This is a genomic window from Pseudomonas sp. NPDC047961 (genome assembly GCF_050272435.1).
GTDB lineage: Bacteria > Pseudomonadota > Gammaproteobacteria > Pseudomonadales > Pseudomonadaceae > Stutzerimonas.
Genome location: NZ_JBNNMD010000006.1, coordinates 224,540 through 248,593 on the forward strand (window position 1 = coordinate 224,540; position 24,054 = coordinate 248,593).

Below are 24,054 nucleotides of genomic sequence, written 5' to 3' on the forward strand. Positions count from 1 at the left end.
GAGCACAGCCATGGCTACCACCTCAACAGCCTTGCCCAAGGCGCCCCTTACCGATACGGCAAGCGAGCCGAGCGAGCGCAAGCCGCGCCGGTTCGGCCCCAGCTGGTTTCTCGTCAGCCCGTCCGTTGCACTGTTGCTGCTGTGGATGCTGGTTCCACTGTCGATGACCGTTTACTTCTCGGTGATTCGCTACAACCTGCTTTACCCCGGCGAGAATGATTTCGTCGGGCTGGAGAATTTTCACTACTTTCTAACCGACGCTGGCTTCATGCCCGGCATGACCAACACCTTGTTGTTGGTTGGCAGCGTGCTGCTGATCAGCGTCGTGCTCGGTGTGCTGATCTCGGCACTATTGGAAGCTGCGGATTTCACCGGCCGCGGCATCGTCCGCGTCATGTTGATCTCGCCGTTCTTCATCATGCCGACCGTCAGTGCGCTGGTCTGGAAGAACCTGATCTACCACCCCGTCTCGGGAATCCTAGCGGCCGTCTGGAAGTTCTTTGGTGCACAACCGGTGGACTGGCTGGCTCAACATCCGCTGCTCTCGATCATCATCATCGTGTCCTGGCAATGGCTGCCCTTCGCGATCCTGATCCTGATGACCGCCATGCAGTCGCTCGACCAAGAGCAAAAGGAAGCCGCCCGCCTCGATGGCGCCGGCCCAATCGCCATTTTCTGGCACCTGACCCTTCCCCACCTGGCGCGGCCCATCGCCGTAGTGGTGATGATCGAAACCATCTTTCTGCTTTCCGTCTTCGCCGAGATCTTCACCACCACCAGCGGTGGTCCCGGATACGCCTCGACCAACCTTGCCTATCTGATCTACACCCAGGCGCTGCTGCAATTCGACGTCGGCATGGCATCGGCCGGTGGCCTGATCGCGGTGGTGATCGCCAACATCGCGGCGATCATCCTGGTGCGGATGCTCGGCAAGAATCTCACCGAAAAGTACTGAGGACAGACGGATGCTGACGCTCAAACAAAGTCGCCGCCTCAATACGCTAGTGGTCGGGCTGTTCGCCTGGGCAATCGCGCTACTGTTGTTCTTCCCGATCTTCTGGATGCTGCTGACCAGCCTGAAGACGGAGATCGACGCCTTCGCCACGCCGCCGCAGTTCATCTTCACGCCGACACTGGAAAACTACCTGCAGATCCAGGACCGCAGCGGCTACTTCAAGTACGCCTGGAACTCGGTGACCATCTCCTTCGGCGCCACAGCACTGGGCATGCTGATCGCAATCCCGGCGGCCTATTCGATGGCTTTCTACGAGACCAAGCGGACCAAGGGCACGCTGCTGTGGATGCTTTCCACCAAGATGCTGCCGCCCGTGGGCGTGCTGGTGCCGATCTATCTGTTGGCCAAGCAATTCGGCCTGCTCGACAGCCGCACGGTGCTGATCATCATCTACACGCTGATCAACCTGCCGATCCTCGTCTGGATGATCTACACCTACTTCAAGGACATCCCCCGCGACATCCTCGAAGCGGCCCGCATGGACGGCGCCACCCTGATGCAGGAAATGGTTCGCGTACTGCTGCCGATCAGCAAGGGCGGCCTCGCCTCCACCATGCTGCTGTCGCTGATCCTGTGTTGGAACGAGGCCTTCTGGTCGCTGAACCTCACATCGTCCAGCGCGGCTCCGCTGACCGCGCTGATCGCCTCCTACTCCAGTCCCGAAGGGCTGTTCTGGGCCAAGCTCTCGGCCGTCTCCACCCTCGCCTGCGCGCCCATCCTGATATTCGGCTGGATCAGCCAGAAGCAGCTGGTCCGCGGCCTGTCGTTCGGCGCCGTGAAATAGCCCGCCGCCGCGGTATTAACAAGATCGATAAGAATAAAAGGATTCGAACATGGCAGACCTTAAAGTCCACAACCTGAAGAAAAGTTTCGATGGCAACGACATCATCAAGGGCATCGACCTAGACATTCGCGACCGTGAGTTCGTCGTCTTCGTAGGCCCTTCCGGCTGCGGCAAGTCAACCCTGCTGCGACTGATCGCGGGGTTGGAAGAAGTCAGCAGCGGCAAGATCGAACTCGACGGCCGGGACATCACCGATCTCAGCCCGGCCAAGCGTGACCTGGCCATGGTGTTCCAGACCTATGCGTTGTATCCGCACATGACGGTGCGCAAGAACATGTCCTTTGCCCTCGATCTTGCTGGCGCAGATAAGAAAGAGGTCGCCAGTAAGATCGAAGCGGCAGCACGCACGCTTGAATTGGAGCCATTGCTGGAGCGCAAACCACGTCAGCTCTCCGGTGGACAGCGCCAGCGCGTCGCGATCGGCCGCGCCATCGTGCGTAACCCCAAGGTATTTCTCTTCGACGAACCCCTGTCGAACCTCGACGCGGCGCTGCGCGTGCAGATGCGCCTTGAGCTGTCACGCCTGCATCAGGAGTTGCAGGCGACCATGATCTACGTGACCCACGACCAGGTCGAAGCCATGACCCTGGCCGACAAAGTGGTGGTGCTCAACGGTGGTCGCATCGAGCAGGTGGGTTCACCCATGGAGCTCTACCACCATCCAGCCAATCTGTTCGTGGCCGGCTTTCTCGGCACGCCGAAGATGGGCTTTCTCAAAGGGCGAATCAACCGCGTCGACACCGTAGGCTGCGAAGTCGACCTGGAAGCCGGCTGCCAGTTATATCTCCCACTGGGAGGAAGCGCGCTCGCGGTGGGCGACCCGGTGACTCTGGGTATTCGTCCGGAGCACCTCAACCGCGGCAGCGAAGGCAGCTGCCAACTAAACGTCAAGGCAGACGTCAGCGAGCGGCTGGGCAGCGACACCTATTGCCATGTGAATACCCAGACCGGCGAGCCGCTGACCATGCGGATCCGCGGCGACTTCACGCCGCGTTATGGCGAGGCACTGTATCTCACGCTCGACGCTTCCCACTGCCACCTGTTCGACAGCGGTGGCCTGGCGGTCGGCCAGCCGCTGCAACAGGTCGCCTGATACCCCGACCTGCAGGAATCAATTCTTTTGTAAATCGCTGCCTATCCAGGCAGCGATCGCGCCGCCGGCTTATCCATTCTCATGCCCAGCGAGGCCTGACATGAAGTTGAAAGAACAGAATCTGCCGCAACTTCCAGCACACATTGCCCAGCCGACCTATGCGCTGAAAGAGGTTACGGCCGGCATCGCCCACATTGGCGTGGGTGGTTTTCACCGTGCTCACCAGGCGGCCTACACCAATGCGCTGATGAACACTGGTGAAGGGCTCGAGTGGGGCATCTGCGGGATCGGCACGCGTATCGATGAGCTGTCCATGCGCGATGCCCTCGCCTCGCAGGACTATCTCTACACGTTGGTCGAGCTCGACGATCGACCCGATACCGAAGTCCGCGTGATTGGCAGCATTCGCGACATGCTGCTGGTCGGGGCGGATGGTTCAGAAGCCGTCGTTGCCCGGCTGGCCGACCCGGCGATTCGCATCGTCTCGCTGACCATCACCGAAGGCGGCTATTGTCTGGACGATAGCACCGGCCAGTTCAACGCCACGCTGCCGCACATCAAGCACGACCTGGAAAATCCGCGCACCCCGATCAGCGTATTCGGCCTGCTTTGCGCAGCACTTGCCAGGCGCCGCGGCGAAGGTCACGGCCCTTTCACGATCATGTCCTGCGATAACCTTCCGCACAACGGCGACGTCACCCGCAAGGCCACACTGGCCTTCGCCAATCTGGTTGATGCGGACTTGGCTAGCTGGATCTCCCATAACGTCAGCTTCCCCAATGCCATGGTCGACCGCATTACGCCGATGACCAGCGCCGCGCACCGCAAGGATCTGCGGCAAAAACACGGTATCGATGACGCCTGGCCCGTGGTCTGCGAGCCCTTCGTCCAATGGGTGCTAGAAGACACGTTCGTCGCCGGGCGGCCTGCCTGGGAAAAGGTCGGCGTGCAGTTCACCGATGACGTCTCGCCTTATGAAGAGATGAAGATCAAACTGCTCAACGGCAGCCACCTTGCCCTGACCTACCTGGGCTTTCTGCGCGGCTACCGCTTCGTTCACGAAACCATGGCCGATCCGCTGTTCGTCGAGTACATCCGCCAATATATGGACGAAGATGTGACGCCGCAGTTGGCGCCTGTGCCGGGCATTGATCTGACGCAGTACAAGCAGACGCTGATCGACCGCTTCTCCAATTGCGCCATCGCCGATCAGCTGGAGCGCGTCTGCTCCGACGGCTCGTCGAAGTTTCCCAAGTTCAGCGTACCAACGATCAACCGCCTGATCGCAGACAGTGCCCAGCTTGAACGGGCTGCACTGGTTGTGGCGGCGTGGGCGCTGTATTTGCGCGGCGTCGATGAAAACGGCGACACCTACCGGATTCCAGACCCGCGCGCGGAGTTCTGCCAGTCGCTGGTTGAGGAAGACGAAGGTCTCACCGAACGGTTACTTGGCCGGGAGGAGATCTTTGGTGCTCAAATCCCTCGCTCGCCGGCGTTTCGCGACGCCTTCGAGAGCAACCTGCTCCGGTTGAAGACACTCGGTGTCAGCGGCACGCTCGAACTGCTGTTAACCCGCTGACGGAGGCCCCATGTTCTTAGGTATCGATTGCGGCACCCAGGGTACCAAGGCACTGCTGCTCGACGCCGCCAGCGGTCGAGTACTGGGCCAGGGCTCGGCCAGTCATGTGCTCATCAGTGGCCCAAACGGTCGTCGCGAACAGGATACCGAACAGTGGACCTCTGCCTTCGCGACCGCCACTGCAGCAGCGCTGACCGAGGCGGGGGTGGACGGCAGCGCCGTGCTGGGCATCGGTGTTTCGGGGCAGCAGCATGGCCTTGTGACGCTCGATGCAGACGGTCAGGTGTTGCGCCCGGCCAAGCTCTGGTGCGACACGGAGTCTGCCAAGGAGAACCAGCGGCTACTCGATTGGCTGGGCGGCGAACAAGGCTCGCTGCAACGCCTCGGGGTCGTCATTGCCCCTGGCTACACCGTGTCCAAACTCTTGTGGATGAAGGAGCAGCATGCCGAACTGTTCGAACGCGTCGCCCATATCCTGCTGCCCCACGACTACCTCAACTACTGGCTGACCGGACGCTGTACCAGCGAATACGGCGACGCGTCAGGGACGGGTTATTTCAATGTCCGCTCCCGGCAATGGGATTACCCCATTCTGCGCCAGATCGATCCCACGGGCCGGCTCGAAGCCGCACTGCCCGAGCTGATCGAGCCCTTCCAGCCGGCCGGGCGAATACGCCCTGAACTGGCCGCCCAGCTGGGACTGAATCCTCAGGCGCTCGTGGCCAGCGGCGGCGGCGACAACATGATGGGCGCTATCGGCACCGGCAATATCAGCCCAGGCGCGATCACCATGAGCCTCGGCACCTCCGGCACCTTGTACGCATTCGCAGAAGAACCCCGGATCAGCCCGCAGCCCTCAGTCGCCACCTTCTGCTCGTCCAGCGGCGGCTGGTTGCCACTGATCTGCACCATGAACCTGACCAACGCGAACGGCGCCATTCGCGATCTGCTCCAGCTCGACCTCGATCAATTCAATGTCCTGGTGGCGCAGGCGCCGATTGGAGCCGAAGGCGTCACCCTGCTGCCATTCCTGAATGGCGAGCGCGTGCCTGCCTTGCCCCAGGCCACAGCCAGCCTGCACGGCCTGACTGCAGACAACCTGACTCGGGCCAATCTCTGTCGTGCCGTGGTCGAGGGCGTAACCTTTGGCCTGCGCTATGGGTTGGATCTGTTGCGGGAAAGCGGGATTCGCAGCGAACGTATCCAACTTATCGGCGGCGGCGCTAAGAGTCCGCAGTGGCGGCAGATGGTTGCCGACATGATGGCGACACCGGTGGTCTGTACCACCCATAGCGAGGCCGCCGCGCTCGGCGGTGCAATTCAGGCTGCATGGTGCCATGCGAGACAGAACGATTCGCATGCCAGCCTCGCAGCCCTTTGCGAGCGCTGCGTCAGTATTGACGAGGCATCCGCGGTCGAGCCTGAACCCAGCGCAGTTCAGAGCTATGAACGGGCCTACCGGCGGTATCGAGGACTGGTTAGCAGCACCTACGGTCAGAACACACCGCCGGATCTGACGACGGTTGCGTCGTGATGAATTAAGGGTGGTCTTTACCGTGAGAAGCGAAGCTCGTAGGTCCGGGGCTGACGTCTGCGATTTTTCGCCCCCTGATCGCGAGCAAGCTCGCTCCTACAAAAGCGACTCAGTTGTTCACCTGTAGGAGCCAGCTTGCTGGCGATCCGAGCCGTCTGCTGCTGGGCCGAATGTGCTCGCGAACCAACGCCACCGCACCGCAGGTGCCGGCAGACGCAAGCTAATACTCTCCATATCCCGCTTGCAGCGCAAAAAAAAACACAAAAAAGGCAGAGCCATGTTCTACGGCCCTGCCTTCTTGGTAACGCCAGCTAACCGTCAGCGGCTACGCAACATTTCCCGCGGGAAGTACTTACCCAGTTCATGCTTGGCGATCGAAGCGCGGTGTACCTCGTCCGGGCCGTCCGCCAGACGCAGGGTGCGCTGCATGGCCCACCAGTGGGCCAGCGGGAAGTCTTCGGACACACCGGCACCACCATGAATCTGAATAGCGCGGTCGATCACCTTCAGCGCAACGTTTGGCGCCACAACCTTGATCTGCGCAATCTCGCTCGCCGCGATCTTGTTGCCCACCGTGTCCATCATGTACGCGGCATTGAGCGTCAGCAGGCGCGCCATGTTGATCTCGATGCGGCACTCAGCGATGTGGTCAAGGTTGGCCCCCAGTCGCGCCAGCGGCTTGCCGAACGCCGTGCGGTTCACCGAGCGCTCGCACATCAGCTTCAATGCGCGCTCGGCTACACCGACGGAGCGCATGCAGTGGTGAATACGGCCCGGGCCGAGGCGGCCCTGAGCAATCTCGAATCCACGGCCCTCCCCCAGCAGCACGTTCTCGTATGGCACGCGAACGTTTTCCAGCAGCACTTCAGCGTGGCCGTGCGGGGCATCGTCGTAGCCGAACACCGGCAGCGGACGCAGCACTTTCAGACCCGGCGCATCCATCGGTACTAGGATCATCGAATGCTGCTGGTGGCGCGGCGCGTCCGGGTTGGTCAGTCCCATGAAGATCATGACCTTGCAGCGCGGATCGCAAGCACCGGAGGTCCACCATTTGCGGCCGTTGATGACCCACTCGTCCCCTTCACGTACCGCGCGCGCTTCCATGTTGGTGGCGTCCGATGAGGCCACGCCCGGCTCGGTCATGCCGAAGGCCGAACGGATCTCGCCGCGCAGCAACGGCTCCAGCCACTGCTTCTTGTGCGCTTCGCTGCCGTAGCGAACCAGCACCTCCATGTTGCCGGTGTCCGGCGCCGAGCAGTTGAATGCCTCCGGTCCAAGGCCCGAGCTGCCCATGATTTCTGCCAGCGGCGCGTATTCGGTGTTGGTCAGGCCGGCGCCCAGCTCGGAATCTGGCAGAAACAGGTTCCATAGACCCTGGGCTTTTGCCTTGGCCTTAAGCTCCTCGACGATGGCGGTCGGCTGCCAGCGGTCACCCTCTGCAACCTGCTGATAGAAGACCTTTTCGGCGGGATAGACGTGAGCATCCATGAACGCTTGCACGCGCTCTCTCAGCTCTTGAACCTTCGGGGAGTAGGCGAAATCCATGGGCGACAACCTTCTGGCAGGTAATGTTTTGTAGTTTTGAATGCTAGAGGAGGCCTGGTGATTTATCTAAGCTATTTTCCTCGTGTATAAACATTCATCACCGATATATGATCGGCGAATTCCGATACACGCCGGAGAGCACAACAATGAACCTGAACAAGGTCGATCTGAATCTTTTCATCGTCTTCGATGCCATTTACACCGAAGCGAACCTGACCCGCGCCGGGCAGATCGTCGGCATCACCCAGCCAGCCGTTTCCAACGCCCTGGCCCGCCTGCGGGAAACCTTCAACGACCCGCTATTTGTGCGCACCGCGCAAGGCATGGTGCCAACGCCGATGGCGCAGAACATCATCGGCCCTGTGCGCAACGCGCTGCAGTTGCTGCGCGTCTCGGTGCAGGAAAGCCGCACCTTCAATCCGCTGCAGGCAAACAAGACCTTTCGAATCAGCATGACCGACCTAACCGAGGCCGTGGTCCTGCCGCCGCTGTTCCAGCGCCTGCGTCGACTGGCGCCAAACGTGAAAATCGAAAGCATGCTCGCCAAGCGCCGCGAAACCACGAAGGAATTGGCGGCCGGACGCCTGGATTTCGCCATGGACGCACCGCTGAACACCGATCCGCAGGTGCGCCACGTCAAGCTGCTGGAGGACCGCTACGTCTGTGCCATGCGCCGCGGCCACCCCCTGGCTAAGGACAAGCTCAGCGTCGAGGAATACCTGTCGTTGTCGCATATCCATATTTCCAGCCGTCGCAGCGGGCTGGGCATGGTTGATCTGGCACTCGGCAAGATGGGCCAACAGCGCAAAATCGCCTTGCGCTCGCAGCACTACATGATGGCCACCCAGGTGATTCAACAGACCGATATGGCGGTGACCGTTCCCGAGCGTTTCGCCCGGCGTCATGACCTGTATCAGGTGCCACTGCCGGTGGATATCCCGCCGCTGGAAACACACATCTACTGGCACGAGAGCACCGATCAGGACCCGGCCAACCGCTGGATGCGCGAACAGATGATCGAGATCGCTCAGCAGGTTACGGCGGCGCAGCAGGCCGACTGATTTGCCCGCTTAAATGCCAGATCGGCCGGCACGTGCAATGCGTGCCGGTTTGACTCATGCGCTTTCGCGCATCACCACTTCAAAACCTACATCGATACGCCGCTGCGGTGGCGACTCGCCGCGCATCAGGCTCAGCAACATTTGCCCAGCCAGCTTGCCAATCTCGCCGCGAATGGTGCGGACCGTGGTCAGCGCCGGATGCATCCACGCGGCGGCCGGCAAGTCGTTGAACCCGGCAACCGCTAGCCGCTCCGGCACGGCCAAGTTCAGCTGGCGAGCACGAAACAGTGCGCCCAACGCCAAGTCATCGTTGTTGAAGAAAATCGCATCGATTTCTGGATGCTGCGCCAGTAACCGATCGAGCAACTCGGCGCCCAGCCCGATGGATGAAACCTGCGGTGTGAGCACCTCAAGTGCAGCATCGTAACGCGAGGCCCCGCGCATGACCTGCCGATAACCTTCAGCACGTTGCAGGGTTCGGGGGTCAAGTTGCGCGGCCGCAAACGCGATGTTGCGATAGCCGCGTTCGAGCAGCTTGCGGGTCATGGCCGCACCGGCTTCCAACTGGGAGAAACCGACGCAATACTCTTCCTCGCCATCGCTCAGTTCCATCAAAGTCACGATCGGGCTGGTGTAGCTGCCGAGCACTTCGCGCGCGGCATCGCTGCGCTCGAAGCCGGTGACCAGCAGCCCCGCCGGTTGATGCGCGAGGTAGGCACGCAACAGGCGTTCGTCTTCTTCGGGATGGTAATGGCTGACGCCGATCATCAGCTCGTAACCCGCCGGCATTAGCACACGCTGAATGGCTTCGACGGTGTCAACAAACACTGCGTTCGACAATGAAGGAATGATCACCGCGACAAGATTCGAACGTGCGCTCGCCAGGTTTCGCGCCGCCGTATGCGGGACGTAACCCAAGGTTTTGACCGCAGCCATCACCCGCTCGCGCAAGGCGTCCGACACCCGTTCGGGTTGCGATAGCGCACGCGAGGCGGACATCAGCGAACAACCGGCAGTGCGAGCCACATCGGATAATGTGGCGCGCTCCAGCGAACGGCGACGGCGAGAGCTCATAGCGGGATCCAGCAGCGAGGGGGCGGAGATTCTATACGGGAAGGCGCCCCGAAGCAGGCCATGCGAACGCTATTGCTCGCTGGGTTTTACATGGCCTGCATGGGACGCGTCCGATTACTTCGGGGCTTTCTCGACCGCAGCCTGTACTTCGTTGAACAGAGGCTCGCCAACCGTATCGATGACGGTCTGGATTGCCGGTTTAGCCTGTTCCCGCATGCGCTGGATCTCTTCCGGGCTGACCTTGTTCACCTCCATACCCTGCTCCTTGATCTTGGCCAGGGCCTCGCGGGCTTCGGCGCGAGTGTCCTCACGTTCGAAATCACGAGCCGTCTGCGCCGCCTTCATGATGATGTCCTGCTCAGTTTTCGACAGGCCATCCCACCAGCGCTTGGATGCCGTGACGATCCATGGGCTGTACACGTGATTGGTCACGCTCAGGTACTTCTGTACCTCGTAGAACTTGGACGAGAGGATGGTGTTATAGGGATTCTCCTGACCGTCGACTGCCTTGGTTTCCAGTGCCGTGAACAGCTCGGAGAACGGCAGCGGGACAGCGTTGGCGCCCATCAGCTTGAAGGTATCGATGAACACGGGGTTTGGCATCACGCGCAACTTGATGCCGTCGAAGTCTTCCAGCTTCTCGACAGGACGCACGTTGTTGGTCAGGTTACGGAAGCCGTTTTCCCAATACGCCAAGCCAACGAGGCCCTTTTCTTCCAGCGCATCCATGACCTTCTGACCGACCGGGCCATCCAGCACGTGGTCGGCCTGCTTCTCGCTCTCGAACAGGAACGGCGTGTCCCAGACCGCCATTTCTTCGGCAACACCGACCAGGGTAGCCGTCGAACCAACCATCATTTCCTGAGCGCCGCCCATCAATGCGTTCTGCATCTGATCATCAGAACCCAGGCTGGCAGAACCGAAGGTACGAACCTTGAGCTTGCCATCGGAGGCCTTGGCGATCTCCTCGGCCAGCAGCTTCGCGGCGCGCCCCTGATTGCTGTCTTCGTTGAGCCCGTAGCCAAAGCGAATCATCCGTGGCCGGATATCGTCGGCTGCCTGAGCGGTCACTGCGGTGATAGCACTGCTAAGCGTAGTGGCGGCCAGGGCCGCGATGAGAAATCGTTTCATATTCACTTACCTTTTGTTGTTGTGGATGAAGGGTTGATGCTCAAGCCTCGTGTCCGTCACCGCAGCCATTCCAACGGCACGGTGATGATCGACGGCACTGCTATCAGCAGAACAACGATGGCCAGATAGATGAGGAAGAACGGGATGACACCGCGCACCAGCGTTTCCATGCGCAGCCGCCCTATTCCGCCGACAACGTTGAGTACCGTGCCAACGGGCGGCGTGATCAGACCAATCGAGCCGATCAGCACGAACATCACGCCGAAGTACACCGGGTTGATCCCGGCCTTCACTGCAATCGGCGCCAACACCGGCCCGAGAATCAGGATGGTCGGGGTCAGGTCGAGCACCATGCCAATCGCGATCATCAACACCATGATGGCGACCATCAGCAGCTTGGGATCTTCTGCCAACGGGCCGAGCATCGAAGCGATCTCGTCCGGCAACTGGGCCAGCGTAATCATGTAGGCGGAGACGATTGCCGCTGCGCAAAGGAACATGACCGACGCCGTGGTGCGGCTGGCGCGGGTCAACACCTCAATCACACCGTTCCAGCTCAGTTCGCGGTACAGCAGCGTCGACACCAGCAATGCATAGACAGCAGCCACCACAGCCGCCTCGGTCGGCGTGAACAGACCGAAACGCAAGCCGCCCACGATGATCACCGGCAGCATCAGCGCAGCCGCGCCATCGACCAGTGCCTTACGGCGTTCAGCTCCGCTGGCTTTTTCCTGTGGGGGTTCATCGATCCGGCGGGCGATCATCGTCCAGGCCACCACCAGTCCTACGCCCATGATCAGGCCCGGAACCATACCGGCAAGGAACAGCTGGCTGATGGAGGTGTTGGTGACAACGCCGTAGATGACGAACGGCATCGACGGCGGAATGATCGGCGCGATGATGCCGCCGGCGGCCACCAAGCCCGAAGACGAGCTCAGCGGGTAACCGCGCTCACGCATCATTGGGAGCAACAGTGTCGCCAGCGCGGCGGTATCGGCCAGGGCCGAGCCGGACATGCTTGCCAGCAGGACCGACGCCGCAATGGCCACATAGCCAAGGCCACCGCGCTTATGGCCGAAGTAGGCCTGCGCCATGTTGATGATCCGGCGCGAGATGCCGCCCGCATTCATCAGCTCGCCAGCCAGGATGAAGAACGGCACAGCCAACAGCGGAAAGCTGTCGGCACCGGCCTGAAGGTTCTGCGCCAGCAGCTGCACATCCCAGAAATCCAGGTACCACATCAGCACCGCGCCGGTAAGAATCAGCGCGAAGGCAATCGGCATACCGAAGGCCATGAAGCCAAACAATGACGATAAGAAGACGACGACAGTCATGTACGGACCTCGGGTGGGCGCATGCCCTTGTTGTTATCGGGGATCAATCGGCCGTTACGTTGGCTTCGGCGATGGGTAACGGCGGCTGTCGGCGCCAGACATTCACCAGCTGGATCAGCGCCAGGATGGCGAGAGCGACCATGCTGGCCGCAACCGGAACCATGGCCACGGCCAGCGGATACCCCACCACCGGGCTGTTGATGGTCCAGCCGAACTGCATCTGATTCCATCCGCCCATCGCGGCCAACGCACTGGCCACTGCGACCATGATCCAGCTGACCGAGTCCACCAAGCGGCGGAGCAGATGCGGAAACCGGTCACGAATCATGCTGAAGGCCATCAGCTCGCCTCGGCGCATGCTCGAAGCCACACCGACGAACACCAGCCAAACGAAGGCCAGCCTCGAGAGCTCTTCTGCGCCCGTCCAACCAGTACCGAAGGCATAGCGCAAGACCACACTGCTGAACACCACGATGACCATGAAGGCCAATAACGCCGCCATCAGCCAGTCCGTAATCCGGTCGAAGCCCTGAGCAAACTTGCCGCCGTAGATCGGCTGAGTAGTCAGCTCGGCGCCCTTGGGCTCGACGTCCTGACTATCCACCATGTTGGCAGGCTCGCTACTGCGCTGACCGCCGTGCTCGCCGCCGCGCTTGTTAGCGCTATCAAGCGGAGCCGCGGAAAGGTCTTCCTTGGCATTAATAGCCAAGCCGCCGTCCTGATTCATCCAGCGGGTGATCTCGTTCAGGACCTGCTCTCGCGGCTGGCTGGCATCGACCACAAGCACGTGGGGCTCGCCTGCCGGTGACTCGAGCGTCGCGAACTGGCTGTCCACCAGCGAAATCGGCATGAAATGACCGGCCCGCCCACCAACGCGCTGGATAGCCGTGTCGTAATCGATGGAAAGGTGCGCAAAGCACAGGCCAGGCACGGCGTCGCGCAACAGGTCGCGGTAACGGCGCTTCAGGGCTGAACAGGCGAGAACGAAGCCAACGTCGTCGTCGATGGCACGCTGCATTTCGATGACGAGCTTTTGCAGCCACTCGACCCGGTCGGCATCCGACAAAGGCGTGCCGGCACGCATGCGCGCAACGTTTTCTTCGGGATGGAAATGATCGGCTTCGATGTGTCGAAAGCCCAAGGCATCGGCTACGGCATGGCTGGTTTCGGTCTTGCCCGAACCACTGACGCCCATGACCACCAATGCGCGGCGATTTGCGGGAAATTCGCTGTGGGAGTGGTAATCCACTGTCGGTCTCCGGCGGCATCGTTGTGCCACATTATGTTTGTGGACCGAATGGTAGCGCTAACATATAGCAACCATAAACACCGTTCGTCGGGTTTATTTGAAGACCAAAGGTCGATCCCATTCGATTCCCGCTTCGGTTTCCCGGGCTGTATGACTACAATCGCCGCCGCATCCGAGGAGATTCACAATGCCGAAAGCCATGGCCCGCCACATCCTGGTCAAGACCGAAGCTGAAGCCGCGCAGCTGAAAAAGCGCATCGCCAACGGCGAAGCCTTCGATGTGTTAGCAAGGAAGTTTTCGACCTGCCCGTCGGGCAAGAAAGGCGGTGATCTAGGCGAAGTTCGACCGGGGCAAATGGTGCGCAGCATCGATCAGGTGATTTTCAAAAAGCCGCTGCGTGAAGTGCATGGTCCAATCAAAAGCCAGTTCGGCTATCACCTTGTGCAGGTGTTCTACCGCGACTGAGGCTCAATCGGCCCTACCGAAACGCTGCAACTGCATCTCGCGCAATCGGCTCAGCGTGCGGCGAAAGGCAAACGACAGATAGCCCTCGGTATAAAGCTCGTCCATGGCAACCCGGGCTTCGAGATACAGCGGCACCCCCCGGTCATAGCATTCATCCACTAGAGCGATGAATCGCCTGACACTATCATCGTGAGCAGCCAACTTAGGTAGCTCACGATCCCCCGCCTCCACCCGCGCCGCACCATCCTCGGTTCCACGAGCGATGCGCCCTTCACGCTGTTCGCTGCCCAACCGCGGCACGTCGCCAATCAGGATCGCCTGGTAGCGATCGCATAGCTCGATGAAATCCCGCGCCGAGAATGGCTGTGCGCACAGGTCTGCAAAGCGACACCAAAGGACGGAGTCGCTGCTGCACACAACTTGAAGCGGCCGGCGTCCGATGAGGACCGCCTCGGTCGTAGCGGTCGTCCCGCCGTCCAACCTGTCGAAGACCGAACGTAGCACCCCGTCTTCGTGGGGATCACGCACCCAGTAACGCTGCTCGCCCACACCTGGACGCAAGCGATGATCAGCACCGCCGTCCACGTTTACTACATGCATGTGGCGCTCGATCGCATCGATAGCAGGCAGGAAGCGCTCGCGGTTGAAACCGTCAGCATAGAGCTGATGAGGTGGCTGGTTGGACGTCGCAACGATGACCACGCCCTGCTCGAACATCACCTGAAACAGGCGGCCCAGGATGATCGCATCGCCGATATCCGCCACGAACAGCTCGTCGAAACACAGCACCCGCACGTCTTCGCTCAGCTCCGTCGCTAACGCCTGTAGCGGATCTGACGTGCCGTTGAGCTGAAACAGACGAATGTGTACCCAGCGCATGAAGTGGTGAAAATGCTGACGCCTCGCCGGCACTTTGAGGCTGCGATGGAACATGTCCATCAGCCAGGTCTTGCCGCGCCCGACCGGTCCCCACAGATAGACACCGCAGCGCAATTCACGGGCCACGTTGCCATGCAGCGTCTCGTAGCAGTGCTGCAGCCGTTCCACCGTGCGCAGCTGAGCTGCATCACTGACGTAGCCCTCACGGGCGATGGCTTGCCGATACATGGCAAGCGGAGCGCTGGTGTTCATTTAAGCGGCCGTTCCGAAACAGGGCTGTGATGGTACCGCAGAGATAAAACACGTACCGCTCGTCGACCGCGAAAACCTGTGTCATAAAGCTGTCGCACGCCGCACATAACGTCACAGTCCCGTCGATTACCTATGGAGCTGCACCGTGACTGACGATAGTCAAAACATACTGTTCGGCAACGGCGATGAACTGCCAAGTAACCATTCCGCCAACCCTCACATCCAGGATGTCATCAACCAAGGCCGTCGCAAGGTCGTGGCGAGCGGAGCAGCGTTCGGTGCGCTTGCCTTTCTGGGCGGCCTGCCTTCGATAGCAGGAGCAGCCGAGCCGGCCAAGATCGGCAGTGGTCAGCCCTTCCAGCTGCGTAATCGCCTCCCCTTTGGTGCAGTGCCGGTAACCCGCGCCGACACCATCACCGTGCCCGCCGGTTTTTCCGCCAAGACGTTCATTCCGTGGGGCACGCCAATCTGCGGTAGCTACCCCGCTTTTCTGGAAGACGCCAGCAACAGTGCAGAAGACCAGGCTCAGCAGACCGGCATGCATCACGACGGCATGCATTTCTTCCCGATGGACGCGCGCTTCAAGGGCCGTAAAAGTGATCACGGTCTGCTCGTACTGAATCATGAGTACATTGATGCGCCGCTGCTTCATCCCAACGGCCCAACGGTGGTCAATGGCAAACGCGCGGATGCCGATGAAGTGCGCAAGGAGATCAACGCGCACGGTGTTTCGGTCGTCGAGGTACGCCGTGGCCCTCAGGGAGACTGGTCGGTACTGCCATCCGCACGCAACCGCCGCATAACCGGCGCGACGCCGATGCATATCGAAGGTCCGGCTCGTGGCCATGAGCTGATGCAAACCCGCTACAGCCCGAGCGGTACGTCGACCCGCGGTACGCTGAACAACTGCTCGAATGGCTACACGCCATGGGGCACCTACCTGACGTGCGAAGAAAACTGGGCGGGCTATTTCGCAGTGCGCGACGCTGAATTGCCTCGCCACCTGGAGCGCTACGGCCTTCGTTCGAGCGGGCGTTACGGCTGGGAGACGGTTCGCGGCGACGAATTCGAGCGTTTCGATGCGACCACGACAGCCGCAGACGCGCGAGCCGACTATCGTAACGAGCCGAATACGTTTGGCTGGATTGTCGAAATCGATCCCTTCGACCCGGATTCAACTCCGGTCAAGCACACTGCGCTGGGCCGCTTTGGCCACGAGGGCTTGGTGTTTGCACCTACCAAACCGGGCTGGCCGCTCGTCTGCTACTCCGGCGACGATTCGCAGAACGAATACATCTACAAGTACATCAGTCGCGACAAGTACCGCCCGCAGCGCAGCGACGGCCGGCTACTCGACGATGGCACTCTATACGTCGCGCGCTTCAACCCGGACGGCAGCGGCGACTGGCTAGCGTTGGATATCGAAGACGCGGCCTTCCAGCAGGCATGCGCTGCAGCAAACGTCAGCTTTGCCGATCAGGGCGAAGTACTGATCAATACTCGTCTGGCAGCGGACGTCGTTGGCGCGACTAAAATGGACCGCCCTGAGTGGGGCGCCGTTCATCCGGACACCGGTGAGGTGTATTTCACGCTCACCAACAACAGCTCGCGGGAGGAAGCCGACGCAGCCAACCCTCGCGCGCCGAACCCCACCGGACACATCATCCGTTGGCGTGAGCTGGGCAAGAATCAGATTGGCACGCAGTTCCAGTGGGATCTGTATTTGCTCGCCGGGCCACAGAGTGACAGCCGAGATCCGCGCGGTCGGCCACTGACTGACGAAAACATCATGGCGAGCCCGGACGGGCTTTGGTTCGACGAGGAAGGACGACTCTGGATCCAGACCGACATGAGCGGAAGTCAGCTCAGAAGCGGCCCCTTCGGCAACAACCAGATGCTGATATCGGACCCGAAGAGCGGCGAGACCAAACGCTTCCTGGTCGGCCCCCTGGGAGCCGAAGTGACCGGTATCACCGCTACTCCTGACTTCCGCACGCTGTTTGTGAACATCCAGCACCCAGGGGAAGGATCAACGCCAACGGAATACACCAGCACCTGGCCCGACGGCCCTGGTCGCAGGCCGCGTTCGGCGACGGTGATCATCACGCGTGACGATGGCGGGCGTATTCTCTAGCCCAAGAGCGGCGTCCGGCTCCGCCCGGACGCCTACTCGGGTGTAGGTTTTGCGTCAGGGGTGATGAACAAGGCCCACGACGACATGAACAAGGCAGCAATCAGCGGACCGATGACGAAGCCATTCAGGCCAAACAGGGCGAGACCGCCCAACGTCGAGATCAGCACCAGATAGTCAGGCATCTTGGTGTCCTTACCCACCAGGACCGGCCTGAGGAAATTGTCTACCAGGCCAATCACCAGAATCCCGTAGAGCGTCAGGATCACGCTCTGGATGACCATGCCTTGCACCAGAAAGTAGATCGCAACCGGCGTCCAGATCAGGCCGGCGCCAATTGCTGGCAGCAAGGATAGAAACGCCATCAGCACGCCCCAGAGCAACGATGCCGGTATCCCAAGAATCGCAAAGATCACCCCGCCGAGAAATCCCTGAGTAGCTGCCACCACGATGTTGCCTTTGACAGTGGCGCGAACCACCCGGGTGAACTTGCTGAACAGCCTGCGTTTCTGGTTATCGCTTAGCGGCAGCGCGCGGCGGATTTTCAGAACCAGCTCGCGCCCGTCCCGGATGAAGAAGAACAGCAAATACAGCATCACAAAAAAGCTGACGAGGAACTGGAAGGTGCCCTGTCCGAAACTGAACGCCTTGGTCGCGAGGTACTGGCTGCCCTGCAACGCGCCACTGGCAAGGCGTTCACGCATCTGATCCAGATTGCCAAAACCGAAGCGTTGCAGCTGCTGCTGCAGCGAGTCCGGCAGCAGCTCCTTCATCCCACCCACGAACTGGCCGACGTCAAGCTCACCACTTTCCATCTGTTGGTAGAGTGACGAACCTTCCTGGACCAGAAGACCGGTAATTAGAATCACCGGCAGCACCGCAACGATCAGGCAAACCAATAAGGTAATGATCGCTGTCAGGTTTCGCCGGTACCCCATATGGCGTTGCAAGCGGCGTTGCAGCGGCGAAAAGATGATTGCCAGAATGACGGCCCAAAATACCGCCCCGTAGAACGGATAGAGTATCCAGCCGAAGGCAATGCTTACGACGAGCAACAGAGCAAGAAAGACTTTCTGCTCAAGGGTTGATTTCACGGATGCATCCTATCGCTGCGGTTGTATCCGTTAGTCAGCGATTGTTGTCAGGAGTGCTGATAGAGATGGAGTGAACGCGCCGTTGCAACGACGCGTATGGCACCTGGGAAGCGTTAGAGCGTCATTGCGGCAATCCAGCCGAATGCGAGTAGCGGCAGGTTGTAGTGCAGGAAGGTCGGCACCACGGTGTCCCAGATATGGTTGTGCTGGCCATCAGCATTCAAGCCGGCGGTTGGGCCAAGTGTCGAGTCCGATGCTGGCGAACCGGCGTCTCCGAGCGCACCAGCCGTACCCACCAGGCTGACGATTGCCAGCGGACTGAAGCCGAGTTCCAACCCGAGCGGAACGAAGATCGCTGCGATGATTGGCACAGTCGAGAAAGAGGAACCGATGCCGATGGTGACCAGCAACCCCACCAGTAGCATCAGCAGCGCGCCGACGGCTTTGCTGTTGCCAATCCAGGCTGCAGACGCATCGACAAGGGTTTTTACCTCGCCGGTCTCGCGCATCACTTCAGCAAATCCCGCTGCAGCAATCATGATGAAGCCAATCATGGCCATCATCTTCATGCCCTCGGTAAACAGGTCATCGGCCTCCTTCCAGCGCACCACGCCGGATACGGAAAACGTCACGAAACCGACCAGCGCACCGATGATCATCGAGTCCAACCACAGCTGAACAACAAAAGCGGCTGCGACCGCTAGCCCTGCAACCAACAAGGTCAGCGGGCTGTAGCTGACACTGATTGCCTTTGACTGGTCGACTTTGGTCAGGTCGTACGTTCGCGACTTGCGATAGCTGAACATGGCGATCAGCAGTCCGGTCAGCATGCCGATAGCTGGAATCAACATGGCCTGGCTTACGTTGATCCCGGCGATGTCAGCACCGCTCTTGGCTACGTTCGCCAGCAGAATCTCGTGCAGAAAGATGCTGCCGAAGCCCACCGGCAGGAACATGTAGGGTGTGACCAGACCGAACGCCAGCACGCAAGCAATCAGACGTCTGTCGATCTGCAGTTTGCTCAGCACGTAAAGCAACGGCGGCACCAGCAGCGGGATGAAGGCGATATGGATCGGCAGGATATTCTGCGACGACACGGCAACCGCCAGCAGCAGCCCGATCATCAACCACTTCACGGCTCCTGCCGACTCCGATTCGCGTTTGCCTACCATGGCCAGTGCACGATCAGCCAACGCGTGGGCCAACCCGCTCTTGCCGATCGCAACAGCGAACGCACCCAGCAAAGCGTAGGAAAGCGCTACCGTCGCGCCGCCACCCAGCCCCTTGTTGAACGCGGCGAGGGTCCCTTCCAGCCCCAACCCACCCAAAACGCCGCCAGCTAGAGCGCCCGCAATCAGCGCCACCACCACATGGACCCTGCACAGGCTAAGAATCAGCATGATGCCGACTGCCGCTACCACTGCATTCATTTCAACTCCCCGAAAGCGGCGAACGCCGATAAAAAGCCGGGCACTTTGCCCCAAGCTCGAGGGAGTGTCAAAAGCACCGCGCAAGCAGTGGTGAAGTTGCACCTTGCAGGCTGCTGTCCAGCAACGACAGCTGAGTACAAACCAGTAGAATGCCGCCTTTCGCCCTTATCCGGATGCATCAGTGGAAATATTCAAAGAGTTCACCTTCGAGTCCGCCCACCGCTTGCCCCACGTACCCGATGGGCACAAGTGTGGCCGTTTGCACGGGCACTCGTTCCGAGTCGCGATTTATCTTGAGGGCGAGGTGAACGCCCAGACAGGCTGGATCCGCGATTTCAGCGAAATCAAGCAGATCTTCAAGCCCATCTACGAACGGCTCGACCACCACTATCTGAACGATCTGCCGGGCCTCGACAACCCGACCAGCGAAAATCTCGCGATATGGATCTGGAACGAGCTGAAGCCGTTATTACCGGAGCTCTCGCGGATACGCATCCATGAAACCTGCACCAGTGGCTGCGAATACCGCGGCCAGTAATAGCGCAAGGCCAAGTCAGCGCTGTTTTACCCGCTTCATCGGGCGCGTAAATCAGTCAACAAATGGCGCCCCGTTAGCAGCCTGAGCGACCTAGCTTCCATGGCCACGTAGCGGGACCTGCCATGCAGGCCCCAGCCGCGCACCGATTGACGACTAGCTTTCGAGGCTGGCAAGGCGCTTTAGAAAGGACGCTTCGTCATCCACTTCCAGCCCCAGTTCGTTGGCTTTAGCTAACTTGGACCCGGCGCCCGGCCCAGCCACCACGACACTTGTCTTCGCCGAAACAGAGCCAGAAACTTTTGCGCCCAAGGCTTCCAGCCTTGCCTTGGCGTCGTCCCGGCTCATGCTTTCCAGCGTGCCCGTCAGCACCCAAGTCTGACCGGCAAGCGGCAAGCCTTCCGCGGCCTTTCTTTCGCTCTCCCAATGCATGCCGAATTCCTTCAGCTGGGCTTCGATGGCACGAGCGCGCGCAGCATTTGCCGGGTCGTCGAAATAGTCGCGCAGTGCGCGGGCCGCTTTTTCGTTGAGCCGTTCAACCTGACGCAGATCCAGCCAGTCGGCTTCGATAATGTTCTGCAGACTGCCGAAACGATCAGCGAGACGTTGGGCGCCGGTGGTGGCTATAAAGGGGATATTCAGCTTGTCGAGCAATCCGGCGAGCGTCGCACATGCTGCGAACTCAGGATGCACGTCACCTTCCTCCTGCAGCTGCACACCGCGCGTGCGTAACTGCGCGATGACGGATTGGTTATGGTCATCGTCGAAGAAGCTGTGAATTTCGTGTGCGACCTCCAGGCCGATGTCCGGCAGATAAACCAGCACATCGGGCAATGCTCGACTGATGCGATCCAGCGACCCCAAGGCACGCGCCAGCAATTTTGCAGTGCCTTCGCCAACATCCGGGATACCCAGGGCAAAGACGAAGCGCGCCAAGGACGGCTTGCGGCTGGCGTCGATCGACTTGAGCAGATTGCGGCTCGAAACCTCGGCGAAGCCCTCCAATGCCAAAACTTGCTCGAAGCTCAGGGAATAGAGATCCGCGGGCGAACTGACCAGCCCTGCATCGACCAACTGCTCGACAATCTTGTCACCCAGGCCATCAATGTCCATGGCACGGCGGGAGACGAAATGGATGATTGCCTGCTTGAGCTGAGCCTGACAGGCCAGCCGGCCAACGCAACGATAGATCGAACCTTCACTTACCGATTCCCGCCCCTTGCTGCGCTTGATCAGCTGGGTGCGTTCGACGGCTGAGCCGCAAACAGGACAGTGCTCCGGCACATGCACGGCACGCGCGCCGTCGGGCCGGCGCTCCGGAATGACCCCGAGGATCTGCGGAATGACATCACCGGCGCGACGCACGATCACCGTATCGCCGATCATGACACCCAGCCGGGCGACCTCATCCATGTTGTGCAGTGTGGCATTGGATACCGTCACACCGGCGACCTGTACCGGCTGCAGCCGCGCAACCGGCGTGATGGCGCCCGTGCGGCCGACCTGGAACTCCACATCGAGCAGTTCGGTCACTTCTTCTCGTGCTGGGAATTTGTGCGCGATCGCCCAACGTGGCTCGCGAGCACGAAAGCCCAGCTCGCGTTGCTGAGCCGTCGAGTTGACCTTGAACACCACGCCGTCGATTTCATAAGGCAGCGCGTCGCGCTTCGCCCCAATGGCCTGGTAGTAGTCGCGACATTGCTGCACGCCTTTGGCCAACTTGAGCTCACGGCTGATCGGCAAGCCCCAGCCCTTGAGCGCCTCGAGGATGCCGATATGGGTATCAGGCAAATCACCGTCGCTGCGGCCGATGCCATAGGCACAGAGCTCCAGAGGGCGGTTGGCAGTAATCTTTGAATCAAGCTGGCGCAGGCTGCCCGCGGCGGCGTTTCGCGGGTTGGCAAACGGCTTGTTACCCGCCTCCAGCTGACGTGCATTCAACGCCTCGAAGCCTGCCTTGGGCATGTAGATCTCGCCACGGACTTCCAACACCGCAGGCCAGCCGTCGCCGTGGAGCTTCAGCGGAATATTGCGCACTGTGCGTACGTTCGCGCTGATGTCCTCTCCGGTACTGCCGTCACCGCGAGTCGCACCTCGCACCAGCTTGCCGTTTTCGTAGAGCAGGCTTACGGCCAGACCGTCGAGCTTGGGCTCGCAGCTGTATTCCAGCTCGACGCCACCACCGAACAGGTCGCCTGAAGGTAGATCCAGGCCTTCCCGGGCGCGACGATCGAAGTCGATCAGGTCCTGTTCTTCGAATGCATTGCCCAGGCTGAGCATTGGCATTTCATGGCGGACCTGGCCGAAAGCCGCCAACGCCGCGCCGCCGACGCGCTGGGTAGGCGAGTCCGGGCTGACCAGCTCAGGATGCTCGGCTTCGAGTGCTTTGAGTTCATTGAACAGGCGGTCATATTCAGCGTCAGGAACGCTGGGCTCGTCGAGCACGTAATACCGGTAGTTGTGGGCGTCGATTTCGCTGCGCAGTTCGGCAATGCGTTCTGCGGCGGTCTGGGCGGACGTCATGGTATTGGGGCCATAGCTGCAGGCCGGACCGAGCACAGAAGCAGCGCGCCGGTCGACCTTAAGTGGATGTTCTACGCAGGATTTTAGCCTGTTTGCGTGATGGCATGGAGCGTCGGGCGGGAGGGGGTCGGAGGCTTGACCGCTATCTGCAGATCAGTTTGTCTTCGAAGACACTTAGAGGCGAAATCAGAGTCATCGTTGGCCGGGATGGCTTCGGCCACCATCAGAGCTAAGCGAAAAGGCTTCGGTGGGCTGAAGCCCACCCTACGAGGCTCGATGAGGCCAGACGGATCAATACCCTAAAAAAACCGCTCCTGGGAGCGGTTTTCTGGATCAACGCTTGGCCGTCATTTGCCTGCGTTCGTAATCGACGATGCGCTGGCGATAGTGCTCGATGGTCTGAGCTGTCAGCACGCTGCGCTGATCATCCTTGAGTTCGCCGTTCAGCTCCTGCGACAACTTCCGAGCGGCGGCGACCATGACATCGAAAGCCTGTTTCGGATGGCGCGGACCGGGCAGACCTAGGAAGAAGCTCACGGCTGGCGTAGTGAAATGGTCAATGTCGTCCAGATCGAAGGTTCCAGGCTTGACCGCATTGGCCATGGAGAAGAGCACTTCACCGTTACCCGCCATGCTCTCGTGGCGATGGAAGATGTCCATCTCGCCAAAGCGCAAACCGCTTTCGAGAATGTTCTGCAGCAGAGCGGGACCACGGAAGCCATGCGAGTCGCGGGAGATCACATTGATAACCAGCACTTCCTCTACCGGAGGCAGGTCCTCATTGGACTCGCTGAGTTTGTTTTCATCATCCGCTACCGGGTCAAGCAGCGTAGGGACTGGAGCATCATCGCTGGAAAAATGCAGGTCGCCTTGGCGTGGTTCTGCGGTGCGACGCTTACCGGTCTCACGTGCGCTCATCGAGGGAAGATCGGTTTCGTCCAGTGAGGGCTCGTTGTTACGACTGACGACACGCGGCGGGCCCAACAGCTCGTTCGGCTCGTCTTCATCAGGAAGATTGCTCGCGATATTGCTGTCCAGCTTGAATTTCAACTTGCCCTTGCTACCACGCATCCGCCGCCAGCCGTCAAAAAGAATGCCGGCGATGACAATGATGCCGATGACGATCAGCCACTCGCGCAGACCGATATCCATTAATGCTTGAACCCCTGAAATCGATGATAAAGACGCAGATTCACAGCCGCTGAACAGGCTCATCTGCGCATCGTAAAAATTGCGCTCTAAACTATCACGACGAACGGTAGATTTGCACCGCCCGGCGCGGCTC

At 60.3% G+C, this 24,054-nt stretch carries 19 protein-coding genes; 9 read left to right on the forward strand and 10 right to left on the reverse strand.

Annotation, left to right across the window (positions count from 1 at the left end; all coding sequences use genetic code 11):
• Window positions 1-145: 145 nt before the first annotated feature.
• From ACQKIK_RS19335 to xylB, 5 genes are all read left to right on the forward strand, one after another.
• Window positions 146-955 (forward strand): carbohydrate ABC transporter permease, encoded by an 810-nt coding sequence (locus ACQKIK_RS19335; protein ID WP_486035054.1) that lies wholly within the window; start codon window positions 146-148, stop codon window positions 953-955.
• A 10-nt stretch (window positions 956-965) separates the two neighbouring features.
• Entirely contained in the window at window positions 966-1,799 is an 834-nt protein-coding gene (locus ACQKIK_RS19340; protein WP_045427667.1) for a carbohydrate ABC transporter permease, read from the forward strand.
• Window positions 1,800-1,848: 49 nt separating this feature from the next.
• Window positions 1,849-2,952 carry an ABC transporter ATP-binding protein gene (locus tag ACQKIK_RS19345; protein ID WP_499137144.1) on the forward strand — a complete coding sequence of 368 codons (1,104 nt, stop codon included), beginning with the start codon at window positions 1,849-1,851 and terminating at the stop codon, window positions 2,950-2,952.
• A 100-nt stretch (window positions 2,953-3,052) separates the two neighbouring features.
• Window positions 3,053-4,531 (forward strand): mannitol dehydrogenase family protein, encoded by a 1,479-nt coding sequence (locus ACQKIK_RS19350; RefSeq protein WP_499137145.1) that lies wholly within the window; start codon window positions 3,053-3,055, stop codon window positions 4,529-4,531.
• A 10-nt stretch (window positions 4,532-4,541) separates the two neighbouring features.
• Window positions 4,542-6,065 (forward strand): xylulokinase, encoded by a 1,524-nt coding sequence (gene xylB, locus ACQKIK_RS19355; RefSeq protein ID WP_499137146.1) that lies wholly within the window; start codon window positions 4,542-4,544, stop codon window positions 6,063-6,065.
• A 318-nt stretch (window positions 6,066-6,383) separates the two neighbouring features.
• On the opposite strand, the gene ACQKIK_RS19360 is transcribed toward xylB, so the two are convergent.
• Window positions 6,384-7,610, reverse strand: a complete 1,227-nt coding sequence (locus ACQKIK_RS19360) for an acyl-CoA dehydrogenase (RefSeq protein ID WP_499137147.1) — start codon at window positions 7,608-7,610, stop codon at window positions 6,384-6,386.
• 146 nt (window positions 7,611-7,756) lie between these two features.
• Between ACQKIK_RS19360 and ACQKIK_RS19365 the strand changes: the two genes are divergently transcribed.
• The gene (locus tag ACQKIK_RS19365; protein ID WP_019339258.1) at window positions 7,757-8,671 is read left to right on the forward strand and encodes a LysR family transcriptional regulator; all 915 of its coding nucleotides are present in this window, start codon (window positions 7,757-7,759) and stop codon (window positions 8,669-8,671) included.
• 54 nt (window positions 8,672-8,725) lie between these two features.
• On the opposite strand, the gene gntR is transcribed toward ACQKIK_RS19365, so the two are convergent.
• From gntR to ACQKIK_RS19385, 4 genes are all read right to left on the reverse strand, one after another.
• The gene (gene gntR / locus ACQKIK_RS19370; RefSeq protein ID WP_499137148.1) at window positions 8,726-9,745 is read right to left on the reverse strand and encodes an HTH-type transcriptional regulator GntR; all 1,020 of its coding nucleotides are present in this window, start codon (window positions 9,743-9,745) and stop codon (window positions 8,726-8,728) included.
• Between the two features lie 114 nt (window positions 9,746-9,859).
• Window positions 9,860-10,876: a TRAP transporter substrate-binding protein gene (locus tag ACQKIK_RS19375; RefSeq protein WP_045427681.1), complete on the reverse strand. Its 1,017-nt coding sequence runs from the start codon at window positions 10,874-10,876 to the stop codon at window positions 9,860-9,862.
• Window positions 10,877-10,932: 56 nt separating this feature from the next.
• Window positions 10,933-12,210, reverse strand: coding sequence for a TRAP transporter large permease (locus tag ACQKIK_RS19380; RefSeq protein WP_045427684.1), 1,278 nt, complete (start codon window positions 12,208-12,210; stop codon window positions 10,933-10,935).
• A 43-nt stretch (window positions 12,211-12,253) separates the two neighbouring features.
• Complete coding sequence (locus ACQKIK_RS19385; protein ID WP_499137242.1) at window positions 12,254-13,405, reverse strand: gluconokinase, GntK/IdnK-type; 1,152 nt, start codon at window positions 13,403-13,405, stop codon at window positions 12,254-12,256.
• A gap of 241 nt (window positions 13,406-13,646) precedes the next feature.
• Here ACQKIK_RS19385 and ACQKIK_RS19390 point away from each other — a divergent pair, with 241 nt between their 5' ends.
• Window positions 13,647-13,925 carry a peptidylprolyl isomerase gene (locus ACQKIK_RS19390; protein WP_064482197.1) on the forward strand — a complete coding sequence of 93 codons (279 nt, stop codon included), beginning with the start codon at window positions 13,647-13,649 and terminating at the stop codon, window positions 13,923-13,925.
• 3 nt (window positions 13,926-13,928) lie between these two features.
• Here ACQKIK_RS19390 and zapE read toward each other — a convergent pair whose 3' ends face one another.
• The gene (gene zapE, locus ACQKIK_RS19395) at window positions 13,929-15,056 is read right to left on the reverse strand and encodes a cell division protein ZapE (protein ID WP_499137149.1); all 1,128 of its coding nucleotides are present in this window, start codon (window positions 15,054-15,056) and stop codon (window positions 13,929-13,931) included.
• Between the two features lie 145 nt (window positions 15,057-15,201).
• On the opposite strand from zapE, the gene ACQKIK_RS19400 reads away from it, so the two are divergent.
• On the forward strand, window positions 15,202-17,190 hold the full coding sequence (locus ACQKIK_RS19400; protein ID WP_499137150.1) for a PhoX family protein: 1,989 nt from the start codon (window positions 15,202-15,204) through the stop codon (window positions 17,188-17,190).
• Between the two features lie 32 nt (window positions 17,191-17,222).
• On the opposite strand, the gene ACQKIK_RS19405 is transcribed toward ACQKIK_RS19400, so the two are convergent.
• Together ACQKIK_RS19405 and ACQKIK_RS19410 are read right to left on the reverse strand one after the other, a co-directional pair.
• On the reverse strand, window positions 17,223-18,281 hold the full coding sequence (locus ACQKIK_RS19405; RefSeq protein ID WP_241530978.1) for an AI-2E family transporter: 1,059 nt from the start codon (window positions 18,279-18,281) through the stop codon (window positions 17,223-17,225).
• A gap of 113 nt (window positions 18,282-18,394) precedes the next feature.
• The gene (locus ACQKIK_RS19410; protein ID WP_045427699.1) at window positions 18,395-19,711 is read right to left on the reverse strand and encodes a Na+/H+ antiporter family protein; all 1,317 of its coding nucleotides are present in this window, start codon (window positions 19,709-19,711) and stop codon (window positions 18,395-18,397) included.
• 181 nt (window positions 19,712-19,892) lie between these two features.
• Between ACQKIK_RS19410 and queD the strand changes: the two genes are divergently transcribed.
• The gene (queD, locus tag ACQKIK_RS19415) at window positions 19,893-20,249 is read left to right on the forward strand and encodes a 6-carboxytetrahydropterin synthase QueD (protein WP_241530976.1); all 357 of its coding nucleotides are present in this window, start codon (window positions 19,893-19,895) and stop codon (window positions 20,247-20,249) included.
• A gap of 153 nt (window positions 20,250-20,402) precedes the next feature.
• Here the strand turns inward: queD and ligA are convergent, their stop codons facing one another.
• A complete protein-coding gene (ligA, locus tag ACQKIK_RS19420) occupies window positions 20,403-22,769 on the reverse strand; it encodes an NAD-dependent DNA ligase LigA (RefSeq protein ID WP_499137151.1) in 2,367 nt (788 codons plus the stop codon).
• 333 nt (window positions 22,770-23,102) lie between these two features.
• Window positions 23,103-23,921, reverse strand: a complete 819-nt coding sequence (zipA, locus tag ACQKIK_RS19425; protein ID WP_046161172.1) for a cell division protein ZipA — start codon at window positions 23,919-23,921, stop codon at window positions 23,103-23,105.
• Window positions 23,922-24,054 lie beyond the last annotated feature (133 nt).